General features: G+C 69.0%; 21 protein-coding genes. 18 read left to right on the plus strand and 3 right to left on the minus strand.

Annotated elements, in window-relative coordinates:
• Positions 1-60 precede the first annotated feature (60 nt).
• The 5 genes from DOS48_RS25425 to DOS48_RS25445 all read left to right on the plus strand — a co-directional run bounded on the left by DOS48_RS25425 (position 61) and on the right by DOS48_RS25445 (position 5,315).
• Positions 61-1,032 (plus strand): ribose 1,5-bisphosphate isomerase, encoded by a 972-nt coding sequence (locus tag DOS48_RS25425; protein ID WP_127118389.1) that lies wholly within the window; start codon positions 61-63, stop codon positions 1,030-1,032.
• Positions 1,029-2,135, plus strand: a complete 1,107-nt coding sequence (locus tag DOS48_RS25430) for a carbohydrate kinase family protein (RefSeq protein ID WP_127118390.1) — start codon at positions 1,029-1,031, stop codon at positions 2,133-2,135. The genes DOS48_RS25425 and DOS48_RS25430 overlap by 4 nt, the downstream gene beginning before the upstream one ends.
• Positions 2,136-2,339: 204 nt before the next feature.
• Complete coding sequence (locus DOS48_RS25435; RefSeq protein ID WP_127118391.1) at positions 2,340-2,561, plus strand: hypothetical protein; 222 nt, start codon at positions 2,340-2,342, stop codon at positions 2,559-2,561.
• A 147-nt stretch (positions 2,562-2,708) separates the two neighbouring features.
• Entirely contained in the window at positions 2,709-4,367 is a 1,659-nt protein-coding gene (locus DOS48_RS25440) for a DUF255 domain-containing protein (RefSeq protein ID WP_127118392.1), read from the plus strand.
• A gap of 141 nt (positions 4,368-4,508) precedes the next feature.
• Entirely contained in the window at positions 4,509-5,315 is an 807-nt protein-coding gene (locus DOS48_RS25445; protein WP_127118393.1) for a TrmB family transcriptional regulator, read from the plus strand.
• 81 nt (positions 5,316-5,396) lie between these two features.
• Here DOS48_RS25445 and mptA read toward each other — a convergent pair whose 3' ends face one another.
• A complete protein-coding gene (gene mptA, locus DOS48_RS25450; protein ID WP_127118394.1) occupies positions 5,397-6,329 on the minus strand; it encodes a GTP cyclohydrolase MptA in 933 nt (310 codons plus the stop codon).
• A 207-nt stretch (positions 6,330-6,536) separates the two neighbouring features.
• Between mptA and DOS48_RS25455 the strand changes: the two genes are divergently transcribed.
• From DOS48_RS25455 to DOS48_RS25475, 5 genes are all read left to right on the plus strand, one after another.
• A complete protein-coding gene (locus tag DOS48_RS25455) occupies positions 6,537-6,830 on the plus strand; it encodes a 50S ribosomal protein L21e (protein WP_127118395.1) in 294 nt (97 codons plus the stop codon).
• Between the two features lie 6 nt (positions 6,831-6,836).
• Complete coding sequence (locus tag DOS48_RS25460; protein WP_127118396.1) at positions 6,837-7,193, plus strand: RNA polymerase Rpb4 family protein; 357 nt, start codon at positions 6,837-6,839, stop codon at positions 7,191-7,193.
• Positions 7,194-7,316: 123 nt separating this feature from the next.
• Entirely contained in the window at positions 7,317-8,159 is an 843-nt protein-coding gene (locus DOS48_RS25465; protein WP_127118397.1) for a translation initiation factor eIF-2B, read from the plus strand.
• 115 nt (positions 8,160-8,274) lie between these two features.
• Positions 8,275-9,249, plus strand: a complete 975-nt coding sequence (locus tag DOS48_RS25470; protein ID WP_210755382.1) for a hypothetical protein — start codon at positions 8,275-8,277, stop codon at positions 9,247-9,249.
• Between the two features lie 9 nt (positions 9,250-9,258).
• Complete coding sequence (locus DOS48_RS25475) at positions 9,259-10,200, plus strand: TIGR03571 family LLM class oxidoreductase (RefSeq protein WP_127118398.1); 942 nt, start codon at positions 9,259-9,261, stop codon at positions 10,198-10,200.
• Positions 10,201-10,485: 285 nt separating this feature from the next.
• Here DOS48_RS25475 and DOS48_RS25480 read toward each other — a convergent pair whose 3' ends face one another.
• A complete protein-coding gene (locus DOS48_RS25480) occupies positions 10,486-11,559 on the minus strand; it encodes an aldo/keto reductase (protein ID WP_127118399.1) in 1,074 nt (357 codons plus the stop codon).
• 132 nt (positions 11,560-11,691) lie between these two features.
• Here DOS48_RS25480 and DOS48_RS25485 point away from each other — a divergent pair, with 132 nt between their 5' ends.
• From DOS48_RS25485 to DOS48_RS25520, 8 genes are all read left to right on the plus strand, one after another.
• Positions 11,692-11,880 (plus strand): hypothetical protein, encoded by a 189-nt coding sequence (locus DOS48_RS25485; protein WP_127118400.1) that lies wholly within the window; start codon positions 11,692-11,694, stop codon positions 11,878-11,880.
• A gap of 65 nt (positions 11,881-11,945) precedes the next feature.
• Positions 11,946-12,857, plus strand: a complete 912-nt coding sequence (locus DOS48_RS25490; protein ID WP_127118401.1) for an acyltransferase — start codon at positions 11,946-11,948, stop codon at positions 12,855-12,857.
• Positions 12,858-12,928: 71 nt separating this feature from the next.
• Positions 12,929-14,221 carry a glucose-6-phosphate isomerase gene (locus DOS48_RS25495; protein ID WP_127118402.1) on the plus strand — a complete coding sequence of 431 codons (1,293 nt, stop codon included), beginning with the start codon at positions 12,929-12,931 and terminating at the stop codon, positions 14,219-14,221.
• 78 nt (positions 14,222-14,299) lie between these two features.
• The gene (locus DOS48_RS25500) at positions 14,300-15,028 is read left to right on the plus strand and encodes a CPBP family intramembrane glutamic endopeptidase (protein WP_127118403.1); all 729 of its coding nucleotides are present in this window, start codon (positions 14,300-14,302) and stop codon (positions 15,026-15,028) included.
• A 108-nt stretch (positions 15,029-15,136) separates the two neighbouring features.
• Entirely contained in the window at positions 15,137-15,301 is a 165-nt protein-coding gene (locus DOS48_RS25505) for a hypothetical protein (protein ID WP_158283847.1), read from the plus strand.
• Between the two features lie 607 nt (positions 15,302-15,908).
• Positions 15,909-16,535 (plus strand): rod-determining factor RdfA, encoded by a 627-nt coding sequence (gene rdfA / locus DOS48_RS25510; protein ID WP_127118404.1) that lies wholly within the window; start codon positions 15,909-15,911, stop codon positions 16,533-16,535.
• Between the two features lie 135 nt (positions 16,536-16,670).
• Positions 16,671-18,626, plus strand: coding sequence for an archaea-specific SMC-related protein (locus DOS48_RS25515; RefSeq protein WP_127118405.1), 1,956 nt, complete (start codon positions 16,671-16,673; stop codon positions 18,624-18,626).
• Positions 18,627-18,975: 349 nt separating this feature from the next.
• Positions 18,976-19,875, plus strand: a complete 900-nt coding sequence (locus tag DOS48_RS25520) for a hypothetical protein (protein WP_127118406.1) — start codon at positions 18,976-18,978, stop codon at positions 19,873-19,875.
• Between the two features lie 14 nt (positions 19,876-19,889).
• On the opposite strand, the gene DOS48_RS25525 is transcribed toward DOS48_RS25520, so the two are convergent.
• On the minus strand, positions 19,890-20,117 hold the full coding sequence (locus tag DOS48_RS25525; RefSeq protein WP_127118407.1) for a hypothetical protein: 228 nt from the start codon (positions 20,115-20,117) through the stop codon (positions 19,890-19,892).
• Positions 20,118-20,175: the final 58 nt, after the last annotated feature.

The raw sequence follows: 20,175 nt of genomic DNA on the forward strand, positions 1-20,175 counted from the left end.
CCCCGCGATCGCCCGCCTCTCGCCCGGTTTTATAAATACCGCGGCGGCTACTGGGTTGGTATGACCGAGACGGAGCCGGCGGTCCCGGTTCGAGAGACCGCCGAATCGATCGCGACGATGGAGATCCGCGGCGCGGCGACCATCGCGGCCGCCGCCGCGGAAGCGCTCGCCGAGCAGGCCCGCGAGGCCGCGGCCGCCGACGGGACCGCAAGCGACCCCGAGGCGTTCCGCGCGTCGATGCGCGCGGCCGGGCGGACCCTCCGCGAGACCCGACCGACGGCCGTCTCGCTGCCGAACGCCCTCCGGTACGTGCTTCAGCGGATGGAGGGAGAGACGGTCGAGGAGCTGCGCCGCAGCGTCGTCGACGCGAGCGAGGCGTTCGTTGACCAGTTAGATCGCGCACAGGACGACTTGGGACAGGTCGGCGCGAACCGCCTCGCCGACGGCGACACGGTGATGACGCACTGTCACTCGACCGACGCCCTGGCGTGTATCGAGGCGGCCGTCGAGCAGGGGAAATCGATATCGGCGGTCGTCAAGGAGACGCGCCCGCGCCAGCAGGGGCACATCACGGCCGAGCAGCTCCGCGACGCCGGGGTGCCGGTCACCCTGATCGTCGACTCCGCCGCGCGGCGGTACCTCGACGAGGTCGACCACGTCGTCGTCGGCGCCGACTCCATCGCCGCTGACGGCGGCGTCATCAACAAGATCGGCACCTCGGGGCTCGCGGTCAACGCCCGCGAGCGCGGCGTCCCGATCATGACCGCGGCCCAGACGATCAAGCTCCACCCGGAGACGCTGACGGGCCACACCGTCGAGATCGAGATGCGCGACGAGGCGGAGGTGATAGCCGCCGCCGACCGCGAGGAGGTCGGCGAGATCGCCGTCGAGAACCCCGCGTTCGACGTGACGCCGCCGCGGTACATGGACGCCATCGTCACCGAGCACGGGCAGTTCCCGCCGGAGAGTATCGTGACGCTGATGCGCGAGCTGTTCGGCGAGGGCGCCGCCGAGCCGTGGGCCGAGCCATGAGCGGTGGCGACGGTGACCCCCCCGACGACTGGGACGAGGAGGTCGCTGAGTGGGACGAGGAGGTCGCTGAGTGGGAGACCGACGGGGAGCGAGACCGGGAGCCGGAGCCGGCCGACGACGACCCCGACATCGAGCCGGACGCCGCGGACCGCGTCCCGAAGGTGGTGTCGGCCGGCCACATCAACTGGGACGTGACGATCCACGTCGGCGAGCTCCCGGAGCCGGACGGCGAGACCCGGATCGACCTGCTCGAACAGTCGGGCGGCGGCAGCGCCGCGAACGTCGCGGTCGGGCTCGTCGGCCTCGGCGGCCAGTCGGTCGTCTACGGGAGCGTCGGCGGCGACGAGTCGGGAGCGTTAGCGCTCCGCGAACTCGCGAGCGCCGGCGTCGATCCGGGGCAAGTCCTCGTCGACGCCGACGAGCCCACGTCGGTGAAGTACGCGATAGTCGACGGGAGCGGAGAGCTGCTCATGCTGGCGAATGACGGCGCAAACGAGTCGTTCACCGCGGCCGAACTCGACCGCGACACGCTGGCGGCGGCCGACCACCTCCACCTCACCGGCCAGCAGCCGGGGACCGCGGCCGCGCTCGCGACCGCCGCGGGCGAGGCGGAGACGACCCGGAGCTTCGATCCGGGGCGCCGCATCGGCGACCGTTCGTTCGAGGCCGCGCTCCACGCCACGGATCTGCTGTTCGTGAACGCCAGGGAGGCGGACGCGCTCGCCGACGCGACCGACATCGACCCGTGGGAGCCCGACGACCGCGTCGTCGCGATCAAACTCGGCGCGGAGGGCGCGACGGTCCGGACGCCGCACGGCGACGTCTCGCATCCGGGGTTCGAGGTCGACGCGGTCGACACGGTCGGCGCGGGCGACGCGTTCGCCGCCGGGTTCCTCGGCGCCGCGCTCAGAGACCCCGAGATCAGCGACGGGGGCTTCTCACACGACCCTCGCGACTACCAGGTGCCGCTGCTCGTCGGCAACGCCTGCGGCGCGATCGCGGCGGAGACGGTGACCGCCCGCGCGGACCTGACGTGGGACCGCGTCCGCTCGATGATGGGCGAGTCGCCCGAGTCGGACCTGCTGGTCGAGATCCGAGTGTGAGCCGGTCTCGGGGCGATATCGTCGATGATCAGATTGCGGACCGACGATCGTCGATGTTCAGAACGAACGCCTAAAACGAGTTTATAAACAATTAAACGGTTTTTGAGGACGTTTTAAAACGTCGGCGGCGGGCGAGAAACGTGGTGAAATCGTCCGAACCCTCGGCGGGCTATATGTGGTCCCCAGTCGTACGGTGAGGTGTCCATGTCAACCCCCGCTTCCACGCCCCTCTCGTCCGGCCGACAGGTCGCCGGACTGATGACCGGCACGGTGAAAGCAGCCGCCTTCTGGGCGGCCATCGCCATCCCGGCGACGTACCCCGTCCTCCTCTACATGGGACTCGAGGGAACCACCGGGCTGTTGTTCGTCGGCCTGCTGGTCGCGAACGTTCTCGCGCTCGCGCTCGGTCACGACCACAAGCGCTGAGTCCGGCGCACAAGCGCTGAGTCCGGCGAAAATCCAACGCATCGCAGTCGACTCCCGCCCTCCACGCCGTTCTCCACTCGCTGTCGTCGCTGTTCGCCCGCCGCGCGCTCTCGAAGCGCTTACCCTCCGGCCGGCCGCACTCGACGTATGACCGACGAGACGCACGTCGAGTGGCGCGACTGGGGCGCCGACGCCTTCGCCGAGGCCGACGAGCGGGGCTGCCCGGTGCTGCTCTCGCTGTCCGCCACGTGGTGTGAGGGGTGTCACGAGATGGACGCGATCACCTACGCGGAGCCGCGGATCGCCGCCAACGTCAACGAGGGGTTCGTCCCCGTCCGCGTCGACGTCGACCGCAACCCACGGGTGCGCGAGCGGTACAACATGGGCGGGTTCCCGACGACCGCCTTCCTCACGCCCGAGGGCGAACTGCTCACCGGCGCGGGCTACCTCGACGTCGACGGGATGCGCCAGGTCCTCGAATCGGTCCGGCAGATGTGGGCCGACAAGGGGCGCTCCGCGGGCCGGATCCCGCGCGCGCTCGACGGCGACCTCCCGCCGAGCGGGACGCTGACCGACGCGGTAGAGAGCCACCTCGCCGGCCAGATCGAGGTGAAGTACGACGAGAACAACGCCGGGTGGGGAACCGACGCGAAGTTCCCGCTCCCCCGAACCGTCGAGTTCGCGCTGAAGCGCGACCGCGACCGCGCCCTCCGGACCCTCGACGCGGTCCGCGACCACCTCGCCGACGACGTGGCGGGCGGGTTCTTCCGATTTGCGGGGACGCCGGACTGGGGCGACGTGGCCTACGAGAAGTCGATCGACACGAACGCGGCCGTCACGAGGGCGTTCGCGAACGCCTACCTCTACACCGGCGACGAGGCGTACCTCGAACCGGCGACCGACGCGGTGGCGTTCCTTACCGACGACCTCTGGACCGGCTACGGCGTCGGCGGCAGCGTCGGGCCGGGCCTCGGCAGGGCCTACTACGCGGCCGCCGCCGCGGACCGCGACGACCTCGACGCGCCGCGCCGGGACCTCACCGTCTTCGCCGGCGGGAACGCGCTCGCGGCCGACGCCCTGCTCGCGGTCGCCGCCTACACCGACGCCGAGCGCGCCCGCGAGTACGCAGAGCGGATCCTCGGCGAGTTGGAACGCGATCTGATCGACGTCGACTCCGGAGCGGTGACGCACTACCGCGGGAGCGACGCGGACGGCGAGACGGACCTGTTGGCCGACGCCGCTCGCGTGGTGGGTGCGTACACCCGCGCCGCGGGCGTGCTCGGAGAGGGAGCCGCCGTCGCCCGCGCGGTCGCCGACCGGGCGATCGATCGGCTGCACGTCGACGGCTCCTTCGTCGACGGCCCGCGTTCGGGCGCGGGACTGCTGGATCGCCCGTTCAGGCCGCTCGACGGCAACGTCGAGATGGCGACCGCGCTCCTCGATCTGGCGGCGCTGACGGGCGAGGAGCGGTACGAGGCCGTCGCCCGCGAGACCGCCGAGTCGTTCGCCGGCGCGACCGAGCGCCTGAGCGTGCAGGTCGCGGGGTACGGCAGCCTCGTCGGCCGACTGCTTCGCGGCACCACCGTGGTCGCCGTCGGCGACGAGCCGGGGAGCGACCTGCACCGCGCCGCGTGGCGAGTCGCCGACCACGAGAAGGTCGTCGTGCCGAACGCGCACCGAGCGGACGCGCCCGCGCCGCGGTCGGTCCCCGCGGGCTCGGCCGTGGTGCTCGCCGGAGACGCCGTCTCCGAGCCCGCAGAAACACCCGCCGAGTTGATGACGCGGGTCGAGACGACGATCCAATAGCGGGGTTGTCGTCGCAGTTCGCCGCACTCAGTCGGCATCGTCTGGCGATTTTTTCGGGTAACGACCGACGGCTCGGGGAGTCCACCGCCGAGGCGTGTAAACCGGCGGTGTGTTTATACGGGTGCCGGCGGATCCCCCGGTATGGCATCTCTCCGCGACCTGGGCCTGTCCGAGTACGAGGCCCGCGCGTACCGCGCGCTCTTACGGACCGGGCCGACCACGGCGAAGGACCTCTCGCGAGCGAGCGAGGTCCCGATGGGCCGGGTGTACGACGTGCTCAACAGTTTAGAACAGCACAACCTCGTTCGGAGCCAGGCCGCCAGCCGGCCGAAAAAGTACGTCGCGGTGGAGCCGGACGCCGCCCTCGACCGGCTGTTAGAGGAGAAGAAGGCGGAGTTAGAGACGCAGGCGGAGCAGTACGAGGCCGTCGTCGAGGACCTCTCGACGGAGCTCGACGCGGGCGAGCCGGTCGACGGGCAGTTCTGGACCGCGGCCGTCGGCGCGGAGGACGCCACCGACCTCCTCTTAGAGCGTATCGCGGCCGCCGAGCGGCGGATGGTCGTCGTCGCCGGCGCGCCCGCGACCGGGTTCGACCTCGGGACGATCGGCGAGCAGGTGACCGACGAGTTGGAGGCGGCCTTAGACCGCGGCGTCGAGATACGCGTGCTGTTGTCGCCGGGGACCGTGGACGCGCTGCCGCGCAGCGTCGGACGCCGATACACCGCGGATCTCTCCGACATGCCGGGGTTCGAAGTGCGCACCACCGCCGGCGTCGACGGGACCTTCTCCGTGTTCGACGGCGTCGAGGTGTGCATCGAGGTGCCACACCCCCTCTCCGGGGACGAGCCGTTCGCGATGATCGACGTGAAGGACGCGGAGTTCGCGGCGAGCGTCAAAGACCAGTTCGAGCCGCAGTGGGAGGACGCCGAGCCGCTGACGTTCGGGTGAGCCGGCTCGCCGCTCCGTGTCGAAAGCAAACAGCCCGGCCGGGCGACGCTCGCGCGACCGGTCGACGGGTCCGTACCGCCCTCAGTGCTCGGCGTTCAGTTCGTCTCGCAGGTCGCCCATCGTGACCTCGCGCTCGGCGTGGGCGTTGTGCTGGTGGATCGACTCGTCGTTCGACTGTTTCATGTGGATCACGGCGTCGTCCGGGAGGTGATCGAACTCCTCGACGGTGCCCTCGGCCAGCGCGCGGACGCAGTCCTCGACGAACTTCGCGTCGGCGTGTGCCTCGTAGGTCATGTGGTCTTCGTCCGGGCGCTTCGCCATGTTGTAGATCCGCGCGCTCATCGAGTCGCGAGCGACGTCGATCAGGTCGCGGAGGTCGATGTCGGGGTGGCCGTCGGTGGTGACGGTGAGCGTCGCGTGGCCGCGCTGTGAGTGGCCCGGCTGCGGGACGGCGTCTAAGAACTCTTCCGTCGTCTCGTCGTCGACGCCGAGTTCGGCGAGTTTGTCGCGGGCGCGGGACTCGCTCATCCCCTGCGAGCAGGGACAGACCGTCATACCGGTGACCTCGGCGCCGATCTCCTCGCGGGTGCCCGCGTCCGTCGCCGTGGCGCTGGCCACGATGGTCGCCGTGCTCTGGGTCTCGATTTCGGACGCCGGCGTGTCCTCGCGGGTGACGAGCTCGGCCGACATCGACACCTCGGCGGTGGTCGTGTAGTCGTGTTTCTCTAAGAGTCGCTCGGCGGCGTCGCCACAGACGTCTTCGACGCGATACGCCTCCTCGCGGGTGATGTCTTCGAGGATCTCGTCGACCGTCGCGAGGTTCCGCGACATGTCGATCCCCTTGCGGCCGCCGGGGAGATCGACGAACACCTCGAACTCGGCCATGAGGACGATGGGGCGTTTGTCGCCGCGAGCGAGTTTGACGAGTTTCTCGACGCCGGTGACGCCCACCTGCGACAGCCCGACAGAGACGTCCGGCGCCGACGCCTGAACGTCTGGCAGCTGATGACTCATTACAAATAGCGTAGGGTTTCAGGGGATTATCCCTTTCGAAAGGGGGAGTCGCGTCGGGTACTTTCGCGGGTCGACTGCGGGGCCGATCGGGTCGCTCACGGCCGGGCGACGACGCCGCGAGCCGACCGCGCCGGTGTGGTACCGGATCTCGGTCGAGAGGCGTAACGCACCATTTATAACCGCGGCAGCGGAAGAAGGCGCAAGACCATGCCGAGTTCCAATGGCCCCCAGAAGGCGACTCGCGACAAGCTCTCGAATAAACCCCGCGACCGCGGCACGTCGCCGCCGCAGCGAGCGATCCAGGAGTTCGACGAGGGGTCGCAGGTCCACCTCAAGATCGACCCCAGCGTCCAGAAGGGTCGCTTCCACCCCCGCTTCGACGGCCGCACCGGCACGGTGGTCGGCAAGCAGGGCGCCGCGTTCAAAGTCGAAATCTCGGACGGCGGGAAGGCGAAGACGCTCATCGTCGCCGCCGCCCACATGAGCGCACAGCAGAACTGAACCGCAATGACGATATTCAAAGAGAAGCTCGACGAGGAGTACGTCACCACCTCCGAAGCGAAGGAGATCCTCGTGGATATCGAGGCGGAGCGCGCGGACGACGAGGACCGTGACCTCCGCTACGAGCTCGCCCGCGCGATCGAACACGTCAACCGGTTCGCCCACCTCGACGCCGAGGAGTCCCGCGAACTCGTCGAGGAGCTGACCGAACTCGACCAGATCGACGTGCCGACCGCGGTGAAGATCGCCGACCTCCTCCCCGAGGACCGAACCGAACTGCGCTCGGTGTTCGCACAGGAGCGCTACTCGCTCGACGGCGACGAACTCGACGACGTACTCGACATCGTCGCGAAGTACGCCTGAGGCGGGGCCGTCCGGCGACTCGCTCGCGTTTTTCCGTCACATCGGATCGAGGCGCTCGACGCGGAGCCGTCGGCTCGGCGGGACCCCGGAACCCCTTTGCGTCGGGGCGACGACCGTTGGGGTATGATCGACGAGACGGTCGCCGAGATCCGGGCGATGCGGACCCACAGCACCTCGGCGGTGGCTGTGAAGGCGACGCGGTCGCTCACGGAGCTGCTCGAACGGGAGTACGTGACGGTCGACGAGTTCGAGCGCGACCTCGAACACAACGCGGGGGTGTTGCGGCGGTCGAACCCCTCACACGCCGCGCTCCACAACGCCATGCGCGAGGTCGAACGCTCCATCGTCGGCGAGGCGACGAGCGTCGAGGACGGGAAACAGCGGCTCGAAGACACCATCGAGCGCGTCACCGACGACATCGAGACGGCGAAAGGCGAGGCGGCCGCCAACGCCGCCGAACACATCGACGACGGCGACACGCTGTTGGTCCACGACTACTCGACGACGGTCCTCGAATCCATCGAGAACGCCGCCCGCGACGGCGCCCACCTGACGGTGTACGTCACCGAGGCGCGTCCGCGAACCCTCGGACGGAAGACGGTCCGCGCGCTCGCCGGGATGGCGCGCGTCGACGCCCGGATGGTGGTCGACAGCGCGATGGGCTACGCCCTCCGCGACTGCGACCGCGTCATGCTCGGGATCACCTGCATGACCGGCGGGACGTACTACAACCGCATCGGAACCTTCCCGGTCGTCGTCACCGCCCGCGAACTCGGCGTCCCGGTGACGGCGGTCGGCTCCGGCGCGAAACAGATCGAGGAGTTCCGGTTCGAAAACGAGTTCCGCGACGCGGTCGAGGTGATGCGCGAGCCCGTCGAGGACGTGACGATAGAGAACCCGAGCTACGACGCGACCCCGATCGGGATGATAGACACCGTGATCACCGACGACGGCGTCGTCGAGTAGCCGGACCGGCTCGGAGTGCACGGAAACCGGCTCACCGGCTCGTTCGGGAAACCGTCGCGTCCGTCCCTGAGATTCGCCACAAGCGCTTTGTACGTGTGCCGTGTTAGCGCATACAATGAGCGTAGGACAGGTGTCGGCGGGGGCGCTCCGGCTGCGGGACACGGCGCCCGCGACGGAGTGTGCCGGCTGGTCCTGTGACCTCGTCTCGGCCGCGACCGATCCGGCCGTACTCGCCGCGGTGGGGCTCGTCGGCGTCGCCGCGTTCGTCGCGCTGGCGTACGTCCGGGACGCCAAGGCGGCGTGCCGGAGCGAGCGGCGGCGAGTCCTCGACGAGCGCGAGGCGTTCGAGGAGTTCGCCGTCGCCGTTGCTCGGCTCGACACGGCCCCCGTCCCGGCGACCGTGTCGTCGCTCGACGGGCCGGCGGCGACGGTCCGAACGGGCGCACCGTTCGGCGGCGAGCACGCGACCGGCGGCGACGTCCGGCTCCGGCGGGTGCTGGCGTCGTACCGGGACACGGTGATGTCGGTCCCCCACTACCGCGAGGAGTACGACGAGTCGGTCGCGGAGAGCCTCGCCGCCGAACTCGGCCCCGACACGACCGCGGCGTTGGCCTCGAACGGCACGCTTTCGCCCGGCGCGCAGTCGGCGCTGGTGCGGCGCAGTCGGCGGGCGGCCGACGCCCGCTCGTCGCTGGCCGACGCCATCGCGGCGGAGGAAGACGCCCTCGCCCGGTACGAGACCGATCTGGAGCGCGTCGACCGGCGGCGGCGACGGCTCGTCGAACACCTCGACGGCGTGCGAAGCGACCGGACGGGGGCGGCGATCGACGTGTGGGAGCGGCTCGGCGACCTCGAACCCGAGTGTGACGCGATCGCCGAGGAGCGCCAGCGGAGCCTCGGGGACCCGCCGATGCGGCCCGCGGGGGCCGGACCCGGATCCGGGGACGACGACGGTCGCTCCTTTTATCAGTACCTGTACGGGCCGGTCGACGGGCCCGGTCACCCCGTGTTGGCACAGGTGGTCGCGATCACGGAGCGGGTTCGGCGCGACCGCGACCGGGTCGCGAGTCGGATCGCCGGCGGGAACTGACCGGAGTCGATGACGGGCCCCGACGCGAACCGCGGTCGGCCGCACGCCAACGCCGGCTTCCGACGGCTGTTCGACGGCGACGGGCTCACGGTCGGCCTCGGCTTCCCCCTGACTGGGGTGCGGCGCGAGACCCCGGATCCGACCGAGGAGCTGCGCCTCGCGGAACGCGCCGAGGCGCTCGGCTTCGACGCGCTGTGGGCGCGGGACGTGCCGACCTACTGGCCGCGGTTCGGCGACGCCGGCGGCGCGTTCGACCCGTGGGCGCTGCTCTCGCACGCGGCCGCCCGCACCGAGACGATCGCGCTCGGCACGTCGAGCGTCGTCCTCCCGCTCCGGCACCCGATCCACCTCGCGAAGTCCGCGGCGACCGTCGACCGCCTCTCCGACGGGCGGGTCGTCCTCGGCGTCGCGTCCGGGGATCGCGACCCGGAGTACCCGGCGTTCGGCGTCGACCCCGAGCGCCGGGGCGAGATGGTCCGCGACCGGATCGCAGCGATGCGCGCCTGCTGGAGCGAGTCGTTCCCCGAAGTCGACGGCGAGTGGGGCGACCTCGACGGCGACCTCGACGTGCTCCCGAAGCCGACGACCGAGACGCTCCCGGTGTTGCCGACGGGGAACGCCAGGCAGTCGACGGAGTGGATCGCCGACCACGGCGACGGCTGGCTGTTCTATCACCTCCCGGACGAGACGCTCCGGAGCTACGTCGCGGAGTGGCGCGAACTGGCCGGCGAAAAGCCGTTCTGTATCGCCCTCGGCGTCGAGTTCGCCGACGACCCGGCCGCCGAACCCGAACAGCTCCACCTCGGCTACCGCGCCGGCGCCGACTGGTTCCGCGACTACTTCGGGCGCCTCGAATCGGTCGGCGTCGACCACGTCATCGTCGGCCTGCGCGGCGACGACCCCGAGGCGGCGATGGAGCGGTTCGCGACGTCGGTCGCCGGTGAGTGGTAACAGGGTGCGCGGTCGGCTTGGTCAGTCGCCGCAAGCGCTCCATCGCGGGAGGTTTATACCCGCCGACGGCCACGCTGGAGACGGTGGCCATGACGACGTGTTACCCCCACTGAGCCCCTTGTGATGAGGGTTTTCCACCGAGCCACCACTTAAAAATCGCGAGCGACGGCGTCGGCGGTTCGGCCGGTACGCGCCCGTCGCGACCGACCGCGGTGAAAGTTGTGTACGTGTCGCAGACCCCGCCGCAGTCCGGCGGTCTCGAAGAGAAACGAGCGGGTCGGCGGCTCAGTACGACGCGGCGCGTTTGTCCAGGCCGGCGGCCTCGATGTCGTCGCCGTCGACGGAGGTGCGGAGCACGTCCATCCCGTCGTCGCGGTCGATGTCGAAGTTGCGCGCGTACAGCTCGTCGACGCGCTCGTACTCGGCGTCGGAGAGGGCGGGCACGTCGCTCGCGGCGCTCCACTCGGCGATGTCGTCGGCGTCGCGGAACGTCGGCGTGACAGAGGCGACCTCGTCGTGGGCGAGCAGCCAGCGGATCGCGGCCTGCGCCATCGTGCGCGTCCCCTCGGCGTGGTCGGGTGACTCGAGGAACCGGAGCGCCTCGACTTTCTCCCAGCCGGTCTCGTACCACTCTTTGGGTCGGTGCGAGCGGTGGTCGCCGTCTTCGAGGACGGTTTCGGGCGTCACCTGCTCGTTGAGGAGGCCGGAGGAGTGCGGGACGCGGGCGATGACGGAGGTGTCGGCGCCGGACTCGCGGATAGTGTCGACGAAGTGGCGGCCGGGCTCCTGCTCGAAGACGTTGAACACGGTCTGGACCGCGTCGAACTCCTCGTACTCGACGGTCGCGTCGCCCTCGGCGAGCCAGCCGATGGAGGGGCCGAGCGCCCAGCCGAGCGCGCGGACGCGACCGTCGGCCTTCCACTCGCGGAGGAGGTCCCGAACCTCGGGGGTGACCTCGTCGACGTTGGCGTTGTGGAGCTGGAGCACGTCGACGTAGTCGGTGTCGAGCCGGTCCAGCGAGGCCTCGAACGCCTCGGTGAGGTACTCGCGGTTCAGCTCCTTCGGCAGTTCGCCGTGGCCCGCCTGCGGGTTGTCGTAGAAGTCGTAGCCGATCTTCGTCGACAGCGTCACCTCGTCGCGGCGGCCGTCGATCGCTTTCCCGATGATCGTCTCGCTGTCGCCGTGGCCGTACACGTCGCCGGTGTCGACGTACGTGACGCCCGCGTCGAGCGCCGTCTCGACCATCTCGATCGCCTGTTCGTCCGAGCGGTCGCCCCACCAGTCCGTGCCGACGACCCACGCGCCGAAGCCGATCTCCGAGACCTCGACGCCGGAGTTCCCGAGTTCGCGGTGCTGCATGCCCGGTGATTAGCGGTCGGGACACTTATCGGGCGCGGTCGATCCCACGGTTGCAGAACAGAAGCGGTGATCGGCAGTCCGACGGCGACCGCTCCGTTGGATTTTTGACGACCGACTCTCTTCGTGGCTCGCATGGAGAAGTCCCTCCGCCGGCGGCTCGACGCCGTCGTTGCGCTGCTCGCGGTCGTCGCCGTCGCCTCGGTCACCGCCCTGTGGTTATCGTTCGGCAGCGCCGGAATCGTCACGGCCGTCGTCATGGCCGTCGGCGTGTCGTTCGTCGGCGTCATCGTCGCCCTGTTCGTCAACGCCGAACTCCGCTGACCGGCGTCCGCGCGTCGCGTTCGCACAACCGAATCCCTTTGAGGGACGGCGACGAAAGAGGGGCGATGACAAAGCGACACGTGTCCCTGCCCGACGACGCGGCGGCCGGGGTCCGAGGATTCATCGACGAGGTGGACGAGCGGCTCTCCTCGGAGGAGGACACCTGCGAAGTCGTCCGGGACACGCTGATCGACCTCCACGGCGACCGAGAGCGCTGGGAGGCGTGGCAGGACGGCGAGTCGGTATCGAAAGCCGAGCGCGTCCGCTTACAGGGGTACGACCCGTGTAACGCGACGCTGGAGTCGGAGTACTACGCCGAAAAGGACGAGGAGCAGTTCCAGCGCTCGAAACACCTCCAGTGGCTCTGGCGCCAGTTCGACGCCACGCCGATGGCCGACAACGTCGACTTCGCGCTCCGGTTCCGCCAGATGCTCGGGAATCACCTCTTTGCCGAGTGCGGCGACAACTGTCGCTTTTTTAAGGGAATCTCCGTCACCTACGGGCACAACATCGAAGTCGGGGACAACGTCGTCATCCACGACGGCGTCCACCTCGACGACCGAGGGAAGCTGACGATCGGCGACCGGGCGTCCATCTCCGACGGCGTCCACCTGTACAGCCACGACCACGACCTCGTCGACCAGACCGAGGTGCGGAACTTCCACACGATAGTCGAGGACGACGCCCGCGTCACCTACGACGCGATGGTCCGGGCGGGCTGTCGCGTCGGCGAGAACAGCGTCGTCGGCGCGCGCTCGGTCGTGCAGGGCGACGTGCCGGCCCACCACGTCGTCGTCGGCTCGCCCGCCAGGAGCGTCCGCGTGAAGCCCGGATGGGAGACGGTCGCGGACGACCTCGAAGACGGGCGGCTCCCCGACCGACAGGACGACCGCGAGATCGAGTACGACCTCCCGGACGACGTCGAGCCGTTCGACGAGTTCCAGCGCGACCTCCGGCCGCCCGAGCCGCCTCAGTAGGGAGAACGGGCGCTGCGCCGCCGCTCCGACGTGAGACCCATTCTTAAGTCCCGGTCGCACCCACGTGCTGTATGCACGTCGACCTCGGCAACGCGTTAGACACGACACCGGGACTCACGGAGGAGACGCTTGAGCGTCTCGACGACCGGGTCGCGGACGCACACGACCGGATCGCCGCGGGGATGGCCGACGACGAGTTCGGGTACGCGGCGCTGAACCTTCCGGAGACGACCGACGCGGCGGCGATCCGCGCGGCGACCGACCGCTTCGACCGCCCCGAGGCCGTCCTGACGGTCGGCATCGGCGGGAGCGCGCTCGGCGCGGCGACGCTCGCGAACGCCCTCGAAAGCGACGTGGACGCCTACTTCCTCGACAACGTCGACCCCGACGCCAGCGACGCGCTCCTCGACTCGCTCCCGCTCGACGACACCGTCGTCAACGTCGTCTCCAAGTCCGGGACGACCGCGGAGACGCTCGCGAACTTCCTCGTCGTCCGCGAGGCGATGGACGAGGCGGGCGTCGACTGGACCGAGCGGACCCTCGTCACCACCGGCGAAGCGGGGAACCTCCGCGCGCTCGCCGACGCCCACGACCTCCCCGCGCTCGACGTGCCGGACGGGGTGCCCGGTCGCTTCTCCGCGCTCTCGACGGTCGGGCTCGCGGTGCCGGCGCTGCAGGGCCACGACATCGAGGCCGTCCTCGCGGGCGGGCGCGACGGGATGGCGAGCCTGTCGGGGTCGCTGTTCGAGACGCCGGCGTACGCCTACGGCGCGGCGACGTACGCGCTCGCCGAGCGCGGCGCGCTCACGAACGCCGTGATGCCGTACGCGGAGTCGCTGGAGACGTTCGCGGAGTGGTTCGCTCAGTTGTGGGCCGAGAGCCTCGGGAAGGACGGCCTCGGCCAGACGCCGGCGCGGGCGCTCGGCGCGACCGACCAGCACTCACAGCTCCAGCTGTACCGCGCCGGCCCGCCGGACAAACTCGTGTCGCTGATCCGCCCGACCGAGCGCGCCGAGACGGCGATTCCGGAGACCGACCTCGACGGGCTCTCGTACCTCGGCGGCTCGTCGCTCGGCGACCTCCTGGACGCCGAGTTCGAGGCGACGGAGGCGAGCCTCGCGGCCGCGGGCGTCCCGAACCTGCGCGTGGAACTGGACCGGATCGACGAGCGCGGCCTCGGCGAACTCCTCTACGGCATGGAGGCGGCCTGCGTCCTGTACGGCGAACTCGCGAGCGTCTCGACGTTCACGCAGCCGGCGGTCGAGTGGGGGAAGAAGGCCGCGCGCGGACTGCTCGGGGGCGGCGAGTTCAGCGAGGCGGACGCCGTCGCCGACAAGCGCGAACTACGTATCGAGCGCTCGTAGGGAGTCTCGCGCGTCGCCCGCGGCTTGCGCCCGTCCCCTTCCGGTGGCGATAAACCCCCGCGAGCCGTACGGCCGACGATGAGCGAGACGCCCCCCGAACCGGTGAACAAGATCCTCCGCGTGACGAGCGCGGCGTTCGCGGTCGTTTTCGCGCTGTTCGTCGCGAGCGCGCTGACTCTGCCGACCGCCAGGGCAGCGACGTCGCTCGGCCTCGTGAGCGAGGGGACGACCGGGCTGCAAGTGCTACAGACCCTGCTGCAGTTCGGCTGGTTCCTGGTCGCTATCGTCGGCTACCTGGCCATCTCCGACCAGCGGAACCTCGTTCGGATCGCTCGACCGACCCCCCGCGACGCGGCGCTAATCTTCGTCGGCGGGCTCGGCCTGTTCGCGTTCCAGTACGGCGCGCTCGTGGTGTTAGGCGAACTCGGGCTCACGACCGGGCAGAACCAAGCCGTCGTGCCCGACGGCAACCCGGTGACCTACTACGCGCTCATGGTCGCCGTGTCGCTGCTCGTGGTCGGCCCGGTCGAGGAGGCGCTGTTCCGCGGGGTCGTCCAGGGCGGCCTCCGCCGGGCGTTCAACGCCGTCCCGTCGATCCTGATGGCGAGCGCGATGTTCGGATTAGTCCACCTGGTCGCGGTCTCCGGGACGCCGGGCGAGCGGTGGGCGTACGTCGCCGTCGCCGTCGTGCTCGGCGCGGTCCTCGGGCTGCTGTACGAGCACACGGACAACGTGCTCGTCCCCGGCCTCGCACACGGCATGTACAACGCCGTGATCTACGTCGAACTCCTCAGACAGTCGCTGTAGCGGCGGCGGGCTATCGGTCGAGCGCCACCGCGGCGTTCGGAGCGCGACTCCCCGCCTAGGCGGCCGGCGTTCCGGGAGCTATTTCTGCCGACTCGTGCGAGTCACGCCATGAACGCCCGCGAGAAGTCGACGCTCGTCGCCACCGCCGCACTAGCGCTCGTGGTCCTCGTCGCCGTGCGGACGTTCACCGATCTCGGCGTCGTAGCGAGATTGGCGGTCGTCACCGTCACGGTCGTCGTCGCCCAGTCGGTCGTCGCGCGAGCGCTCCAGTAACCCGCGCAGTCCACACGCTGCGGTCGATCAGCGACCGACCGAGGAGCGTATGATCCGATCGGTGAACCGAGATCAGGCGCCGAATAAATACATAAGAAACAATATAAGAGCAGTAGTAATACAGATAGTTGAAACGATTTCGAGAGTAGATCGCAGACGCGAGTCCGCAAAGAGGAGAGAAGACGTGAGTGCCTCCACGGAGAACCGTACAGTGGCAATACGGCGGCTAAGACGGGAGAATATTCGATCGAATCGTTCGCGGCCGACTCGGGGAGTGAGCGATCGACGCGTGGACCGATGACGGATATGTAGAGATCGGTGACGGCGCGTGAAACTCACGGTATGCTTTTTAATTGCTTTTAAACTGCATTTAATTCAGTTTAACGCCAGTCCAGTACGGAGAACACGGCGATTCCAACCGATCGGTGTACAACGTCTCGATGCAGCCGACAAACTCGGGTTTTGGCGTACATATCAAATTCAAGTATATAACTACGCAATAGTAGTTTGCTAATCATGGGAGCGCCGTCTGACAGCGACGGTGCCCGCAGGCGAGTCCGCCGGTCGGCCCCAGAAGACTATTGATGCCGGTGGCCGTGCGTAACGCATGGCCGATACAGGCGATGCGAGCGACGGCGGTGGCGGTCGCCGGACGAAGGTGGCCCGGCTGATAGACGAGTACGGGCTCACGGGGCTCGGTTCCGAGATGGAGCGCCGGTGGACCGCGGACGGCGACGACAGGCTGAGCCTGCGCGCGCTCGCCGACCACTTCAACCGCCGGCTGCTCGAAGCGAAGATGACCGACGCGGGGATGCAGCCACTCGCCGGCGCGGTGGAGAACACCTACCGACTGCTGACGGACGACGACGTCGGGAGCGCCGACGAGACGCGGACTCGCCGGCGGCTCGAACGCGAGGGCGTCGACGTCGAGGCGGTGTTAGACGACTTCGTGACCTACCAAGCCGTGCGAACGTATTTAAAAGGCCACCGGGGGGCCGAACACGCCACCGACGACCGGCCGCGGACGGTCGTCGAACGCGAGAACATCCAGCGACTGCGCGGGCGGACCAAGACGGTCACCGAAGGCCGACTCGAACAGCTGCGGACCGGCGACCACGTCACGCTCGGCGAGTTTCGCGTGTTCGCGGAGATCAACGTCCTCTGTGAGGACTGCGGCGCGCGGTACGACGTCGAGACGCTGCTCGAACGCGGAGGGTGTGACTGCGGCGAGTGACCCCGCGTCGGCCGCGACGGGCACGGTAGTGACAGCGATCAAAGCGGTGACAGCGGGGGAGTCAGGCAGGGGCGGTACCGACCGAAAACGGCGGCACCTCAAGACTTATTTCCTTACCGAGAACACGTTCGTGCAATGGAACTCGGACAGCCGGTAAGCGATCACGCCACGCTCCAAGCGACGAACGTCGGCGGGATTCGGGAGACGACGGTCGAGTTTTCGCCCGGCGTCACGCTGCTCGTCGGGCGAAACGCCACGAATCGAACCTCCTTCCTCCAGGCGGTGATGGCCGTTCTCGGCAGCAGAAACGCCTCGATCAGGGGCGACGCCGACGAGGCCGCGGTCGAACTCACGCTCGGCGACGAGACGTACACGCGGCGGCTCAGCCGAGAGGCGGGCGGCGTCGTGACCGCCGGCGACCCGTATCTCGACGACCCCGACGTGGCGGACCTGTTCGCGTTCCTGCTCGAATCGAACGAGGCGCGCCGCGCCGTGGCCGTCGACGCCGACCTCAGGGAGCTCATCATGCGGCCCGTCGACACCGACGAGATTCAGGCCGAGATCGATCGGCTCGTCGAGAAGCGGGACGGCCTCCAGTCGGAGCTCGACGAACTCGACGAACTGAAGGGGAAACTCCCAGCGCTCGAAGCGGAACGGAAGGACCTGAAATCGCAGATCGAAGCGACGAAACAGGACCTCGAAGCGACGGAGGCGGAGCTCGCGGCCGCCGACGCGGACATCGACGAGAGCCGCGAGGAGACGTCCGCGCTCGACGAGACGCTCGAACGGCTCCGGTCGAAGCGGTCGACGCTCGACGATGTCCGGTACGAACTGGAGACGGAACAGGAGAGCCTGGAAGCGACCGCTCGCGACCAGCGGGAACTCGAAGCGACGCTGGCCGACCTCCCCGACGTGCCCGAGGGGGCCGTCGACGAACGCGACGCCGAGATCCGCCGCCTCCGCAAGGAGCACCAGCGCGTCGAAAGCGAGGTGAACGAACTGCAGAGCGTTATCAGTTTCAACGAAGAGATGCTCGACGAGACCGGAACGGGCGCGTTCGAGGGGGTGGCCGGCGCGAACGAGGGCGCGGACGCCGACGACGTGACCGGGCGGCTGCTCGGCGACGACGCGGTGACCTGTTGGACCTGTGGCAGCAGCGTCGACGAGGCCCAGATCGAGGCCACCCTCGCGCAGTTGCGAGACCGCAGCCAGGAGACGGTGAGTCGGGCGAACGAACTCGAAGCCGAGATCGAGTCGGTCCGCGAGGAGAAGGCGGAGTACGAGGAGGCGAAACGCGAGCGCGACCGCCTCGAAGAGCGCTTGGAGACGGTGGCACGCGAACAGGAGCAGGCCGAAGAGCGGATCGCGACGCTCCGGGAGCGCCGCGCGCGACTGACCGAGGAGATCGAATCGCTCCAGGCCGACGTGGACGCGCGCGAGCGCGACGAGTACGGCGCGGTACTCGAGTTACACACGGAGGCGAACGAACTCGAGTACGAACTCGGAGCCTTAGAGACCGAGTTCGAGCGCGTCGACGAGAACGTCCGCCAGATAGAGTCCCGGATCGCAGAGCAGGACGACATCGAACGTCAGCGCGAGGCGGTCGCAGACGAGATAGCGTCGCTCCGGACGAAGATCGAACGCATCGAACAGACCGCGATAGACGAGTTCAACGAGCACATGGACAGCGTGTTACAGATCCTCGACTACGCGAACTTAGAGCGGATCTGGATCGAGCGGGTCCAGCGAGACGTGCGAGACGGGCGGCGAACGGTCACGGAGAACGCGTTCGAGCTCCACGTCGTCCGCACGTCGGCGTCGGGTGCCGCCTACGAGGACACGGTCGATCACCTCTCGGAGAGCGAGCGCGAAGTGACGGGACTGATCTTCGCGCTCGCCGGCTACCTCGCCCACGACGTGTACGAGACGGTGCCGTTCGTCCTACTCGACTCGCTGGAAGCCATCGACTCCGAGCGGATCGCCGCGCTCGTCGACTACCTCGACGACTACGCCGGGTACCTGCTCGTCGCGCTGCTTCCCGAGGACGCCGCCGCGCTCGACGACGGGTACGAACGAGTGACCGAGATCTAAGCCCATAACACCCGTACAGTTGTTATGACCTGAGCGGGCGACCGTTCGACACCGGGTCTTGCTGACGCGTTTTACGCGACCAGTTTGAAATATTGTACAACACCACGTACACAACAGATTTCGTATGATTACACCGCCGCTACGTGTTGTGTTTTCAGTATTTAAAAGTAGAAAATAAATATGGTAATTATCTATATAAATAGCGGCCGACGACGCGCACACCGCCAACAGCGCGCCCGTGTGCCACCGTCGCGACGCGGGAGCGGTTCCGGTCGAGGCCGCGGGGTTCGAGGGGGCGACGCCTCGATGACCGGTACGTATTTCATCTCCGATACGGAAGCAGGGGCGTATGCCCGGCAGCGACTCACCGCTCGAATCGGTGGTACTCGACGACGTGGCCCCCGAGACGATACCGACGGACGAGATCCGTGCAGCGCTCGAATCGGAGCGCTCGTTGGTCCGGCAGCGGGGCGCACACGTCTGCGTGGCGCTCGCCGAGGACGACCCGGCCGAGATCCGACCGTTCGTCGAGGCGCTCGGCGCCGCGTTGCACGACGACAACGCGGGCGTCGTCCAGACCGCCGCCTCCGCACTCCAGTCGCTCGTCGACGACGACGCGAGCGCGCTCGCCGATATTGTCGACGACATCGCCCTGCTCACGGGGGCTCCCCTCCCCGACCTTCGACTGGCGGGCGCCGAACTCCTGGCCGGCGTCGCCCGGTCGCGACCGGCGGACTGCGCCCCGGTCGTCGGCGACCTCCTCGACCGTCTCGGCGAGCCGCGAGCGACGGCCGACACCGACTCGTTCGGCGCTCACGCCGCGAACCGAGAGACGAAGGAGGCGATCCAACAGCGCGACCGGGAGGGACGCGAGTACGGGCGCCGGGCTCGGCAACTCCTGTCGAACGTCGTCGTCGCCGTCGCCGAGGAGCGGCCCGCCGTCGTCGGCGACCACGTCGAGACGCTCGGGGAGTTAGCGGCCACCGACGACGAGATCGTTCGCGGGGCGGCGCTTGACGCCCTCCACGCGGGAGCACAGGAGTCGCCGGAGACCGTTCGGCCCGTCGCAGAAACCGCGGTGTCGGCGCTCGACGCCGACGCGAGCGTCGTCAGAGCGCGAGCGATCCGGCTGCTCGGGGTCATCGGCGACGAGGGGTACGTCGAGGCGCTCGAAGCGGTCGCCGCGACCGACGAAGACGACGAGATCGCGGCGTTCGCCGAGGAGACGGCGGCGTTTCTGCGAGCCTGACGACCGGCGGTAGTTTACATCGCTCGGCGCGTGCAGAGCCAGTACGCGCCGCCGAAGACGACGAGCGCACCGACGACCAAGATCGCGTCGATCAGCGCGATGACGTAGGCGGCGGTGCCGGGTTCGAGGAACAGAAGCGAGAAGCCGAGGAGGACCCCCATCACGATGACGACGGCCAGCATGAGCGGCAGCTGGTTTCGCTGCTCGCAGACCACGTCGAGGAACGACTCTCTGAGAGACATACCTGTGGCTCTGCCCGGACGGGCATTAACGTCTCGGTCACCGACGAAACCGGGCAGC

The organism is Halorubrum sp. PV6, assembly GCF_003990725.2.
Lineage (GTDB): Archaea > Halobacteriota > Halobacteria > Halobacteriales > Haloferacaceae > Halorubrum.

What these genes read in the sequence shown, in the direction of transcription:
- DOS48_RS25425 (WP_127118389.1), top strand. Translation starts at nt 61, where the DNA reads ATGACCGAGACGGAGCCGGCGGTCCCGGTTCGAGAGACCGCCGAATCG.
- DOS48_RS25430 (WP_127118390.1), top strand. Translation starts at nt 1,029, where the DNA reads ATGAGCGGTGGCGACGGTGACCCCCCCGACGACTGGGACGAGGAGGTC.
- DOS48_RS25435 (WP_127118391.1), top strand. Translation starts at nt 2,340, where the DNA reads ATGTCAACCCCCGCTTCCACGCCCCTCTCGTCCGGCCGACAGGTCGCC.
- DOS48_RS25440 (WP_127118392.1), top strand. Translation starts at nt 2,709, where the DNA reads ATGACCGACGAGACGCACGTCGAGTGGCGCGACTGGGGCGCCGACGCC.
- DOS48_RS25445 (WP_127118393.1), top strand. Translation starts at nt 4,509, where the DNA reads ATGGCATCTCTCCGCGACCTGGGCCTGTCCGAGTACGAGGCCCGCGCG.
- mptA (WP_127118394.1), bottom strand. Translation starts at nt 6,329, where the DNA reads ATGAGTCATCAGCTGCCAGACGTTCAGGCGTCGGCGCCGGACGTCTCT.
- DOS48_RS25455 (WP_127118395.1), top strand. Translation starts at nt 6,537, where the DNA reads ATGCCGAGTTCCAATGGCCCCCAGAAGGCGACTCGCGACAAGCTCTCG.
- DOS48_RS25460 (WP_127118396.1), top strand. Translation starts at nt 6,837, where the DNA reads ATGACGATATTCAAAGAGAAGCTCGACGAGGAGTACGTCACCACCTCC.
- DOS48_RS25465 (WP_127118397.1), top strand. Translation starts at nt 7,317, where the DNA reads ATGATCGACGAGACGGTCGCCGAGATCCGGGCGATGCGGACCCACAGC.
- DOS48_RS25470 (WP_210755382.1), top strand. Translation starts at nt 8,275, where the DNA reads ATGAGCGTAGGACAGGTGTCGGCGGGGGCGCTCCGGCTGCGGGACACG.
- DOS48_RS25475 (WP_127118398.1), top strand. Translation starts at nt 9,259, where the DNA reads ATGACGGGCCCCGACGCGAACCGCGGTCGGCCGCACGCCAACGCCGGC.
- DOS48_RS25480 (WP_127118399.1), bottom strand. Translation starts at nt 11,559, where the DNA reads ATGCAGCACCGCGAACTCGGGAACTCCGGCGTCGAGGTCTCGGAGATC.
- DOS48_RS25485 (WP_127118400.1), top strand. Translation starts at nt 11,692, where the DNA reads ATGGAGAAGTCCCTCCGCCGGCGGCTCGACGCCGTCGTTGCGCTGCTC.
- DOS48_RS25490 (WP_127118401.1), top strand. Translation starts at nt 11,946, where the DNA reads ATGACAAAGCGACACGTGTCCCTGCCCGACGACGCGGCGGCCGGGGTC.
- DOS48_RS25495 (WP_127118402.1), top strand. Translation starts at nt 12,929, where the DNA reads ATGCACGTCGACCTCGGCAACGCGTTAGACACGACACCGGGACTCACG.
- DOS48_RS25500 (WP_127118403.1), top strand. Translation starts at nt 14,300, where the DNA reads ATGAGCGAGACGCCCCCCGAACCGGTGAACAAGATCCTCCGCGTGACG.
- DOS48_RS25505 (WP_158283847.1), top strand. Translation starts at nt 15,137, where the DNA reads ATGAACGCCCGCGAGAAGTCGACGCTCGTCGCCACCGCCGCACTAGCG.
- rdfA (WP_127118404.1), top strand. Translation starts at nt 15,909, where the DNA reads ATGGCCGATACAGGCGATGCGAGCGACGGCGGTGGCGGTCGCCGGACG.
- DOS48_RS25515 (WP_127118405.1), top strand. Translation starts at nt 16,671, where the DNA reads ATGGAACTCGGACAGCCGGTAAGCGATCACGCCACGCTCCAAGCGACG.
- DOS48_RS25520 (WP_127118406.1), top strand. Translation starts at nt 18,976, where the DNA reads ATGCCCGGCAGCGACTCACCGCTCGAATCGGTGGTACTCGACGACGTG.
- DOS48_RS25525 (WP_127118407.1), bottom strand. Translation starts at nt 20,117, where the DNA reads ATGTCTCTCAGAGAGTCGTTCCTCGACGTGGTCTGCGAGCAGCGAAAC.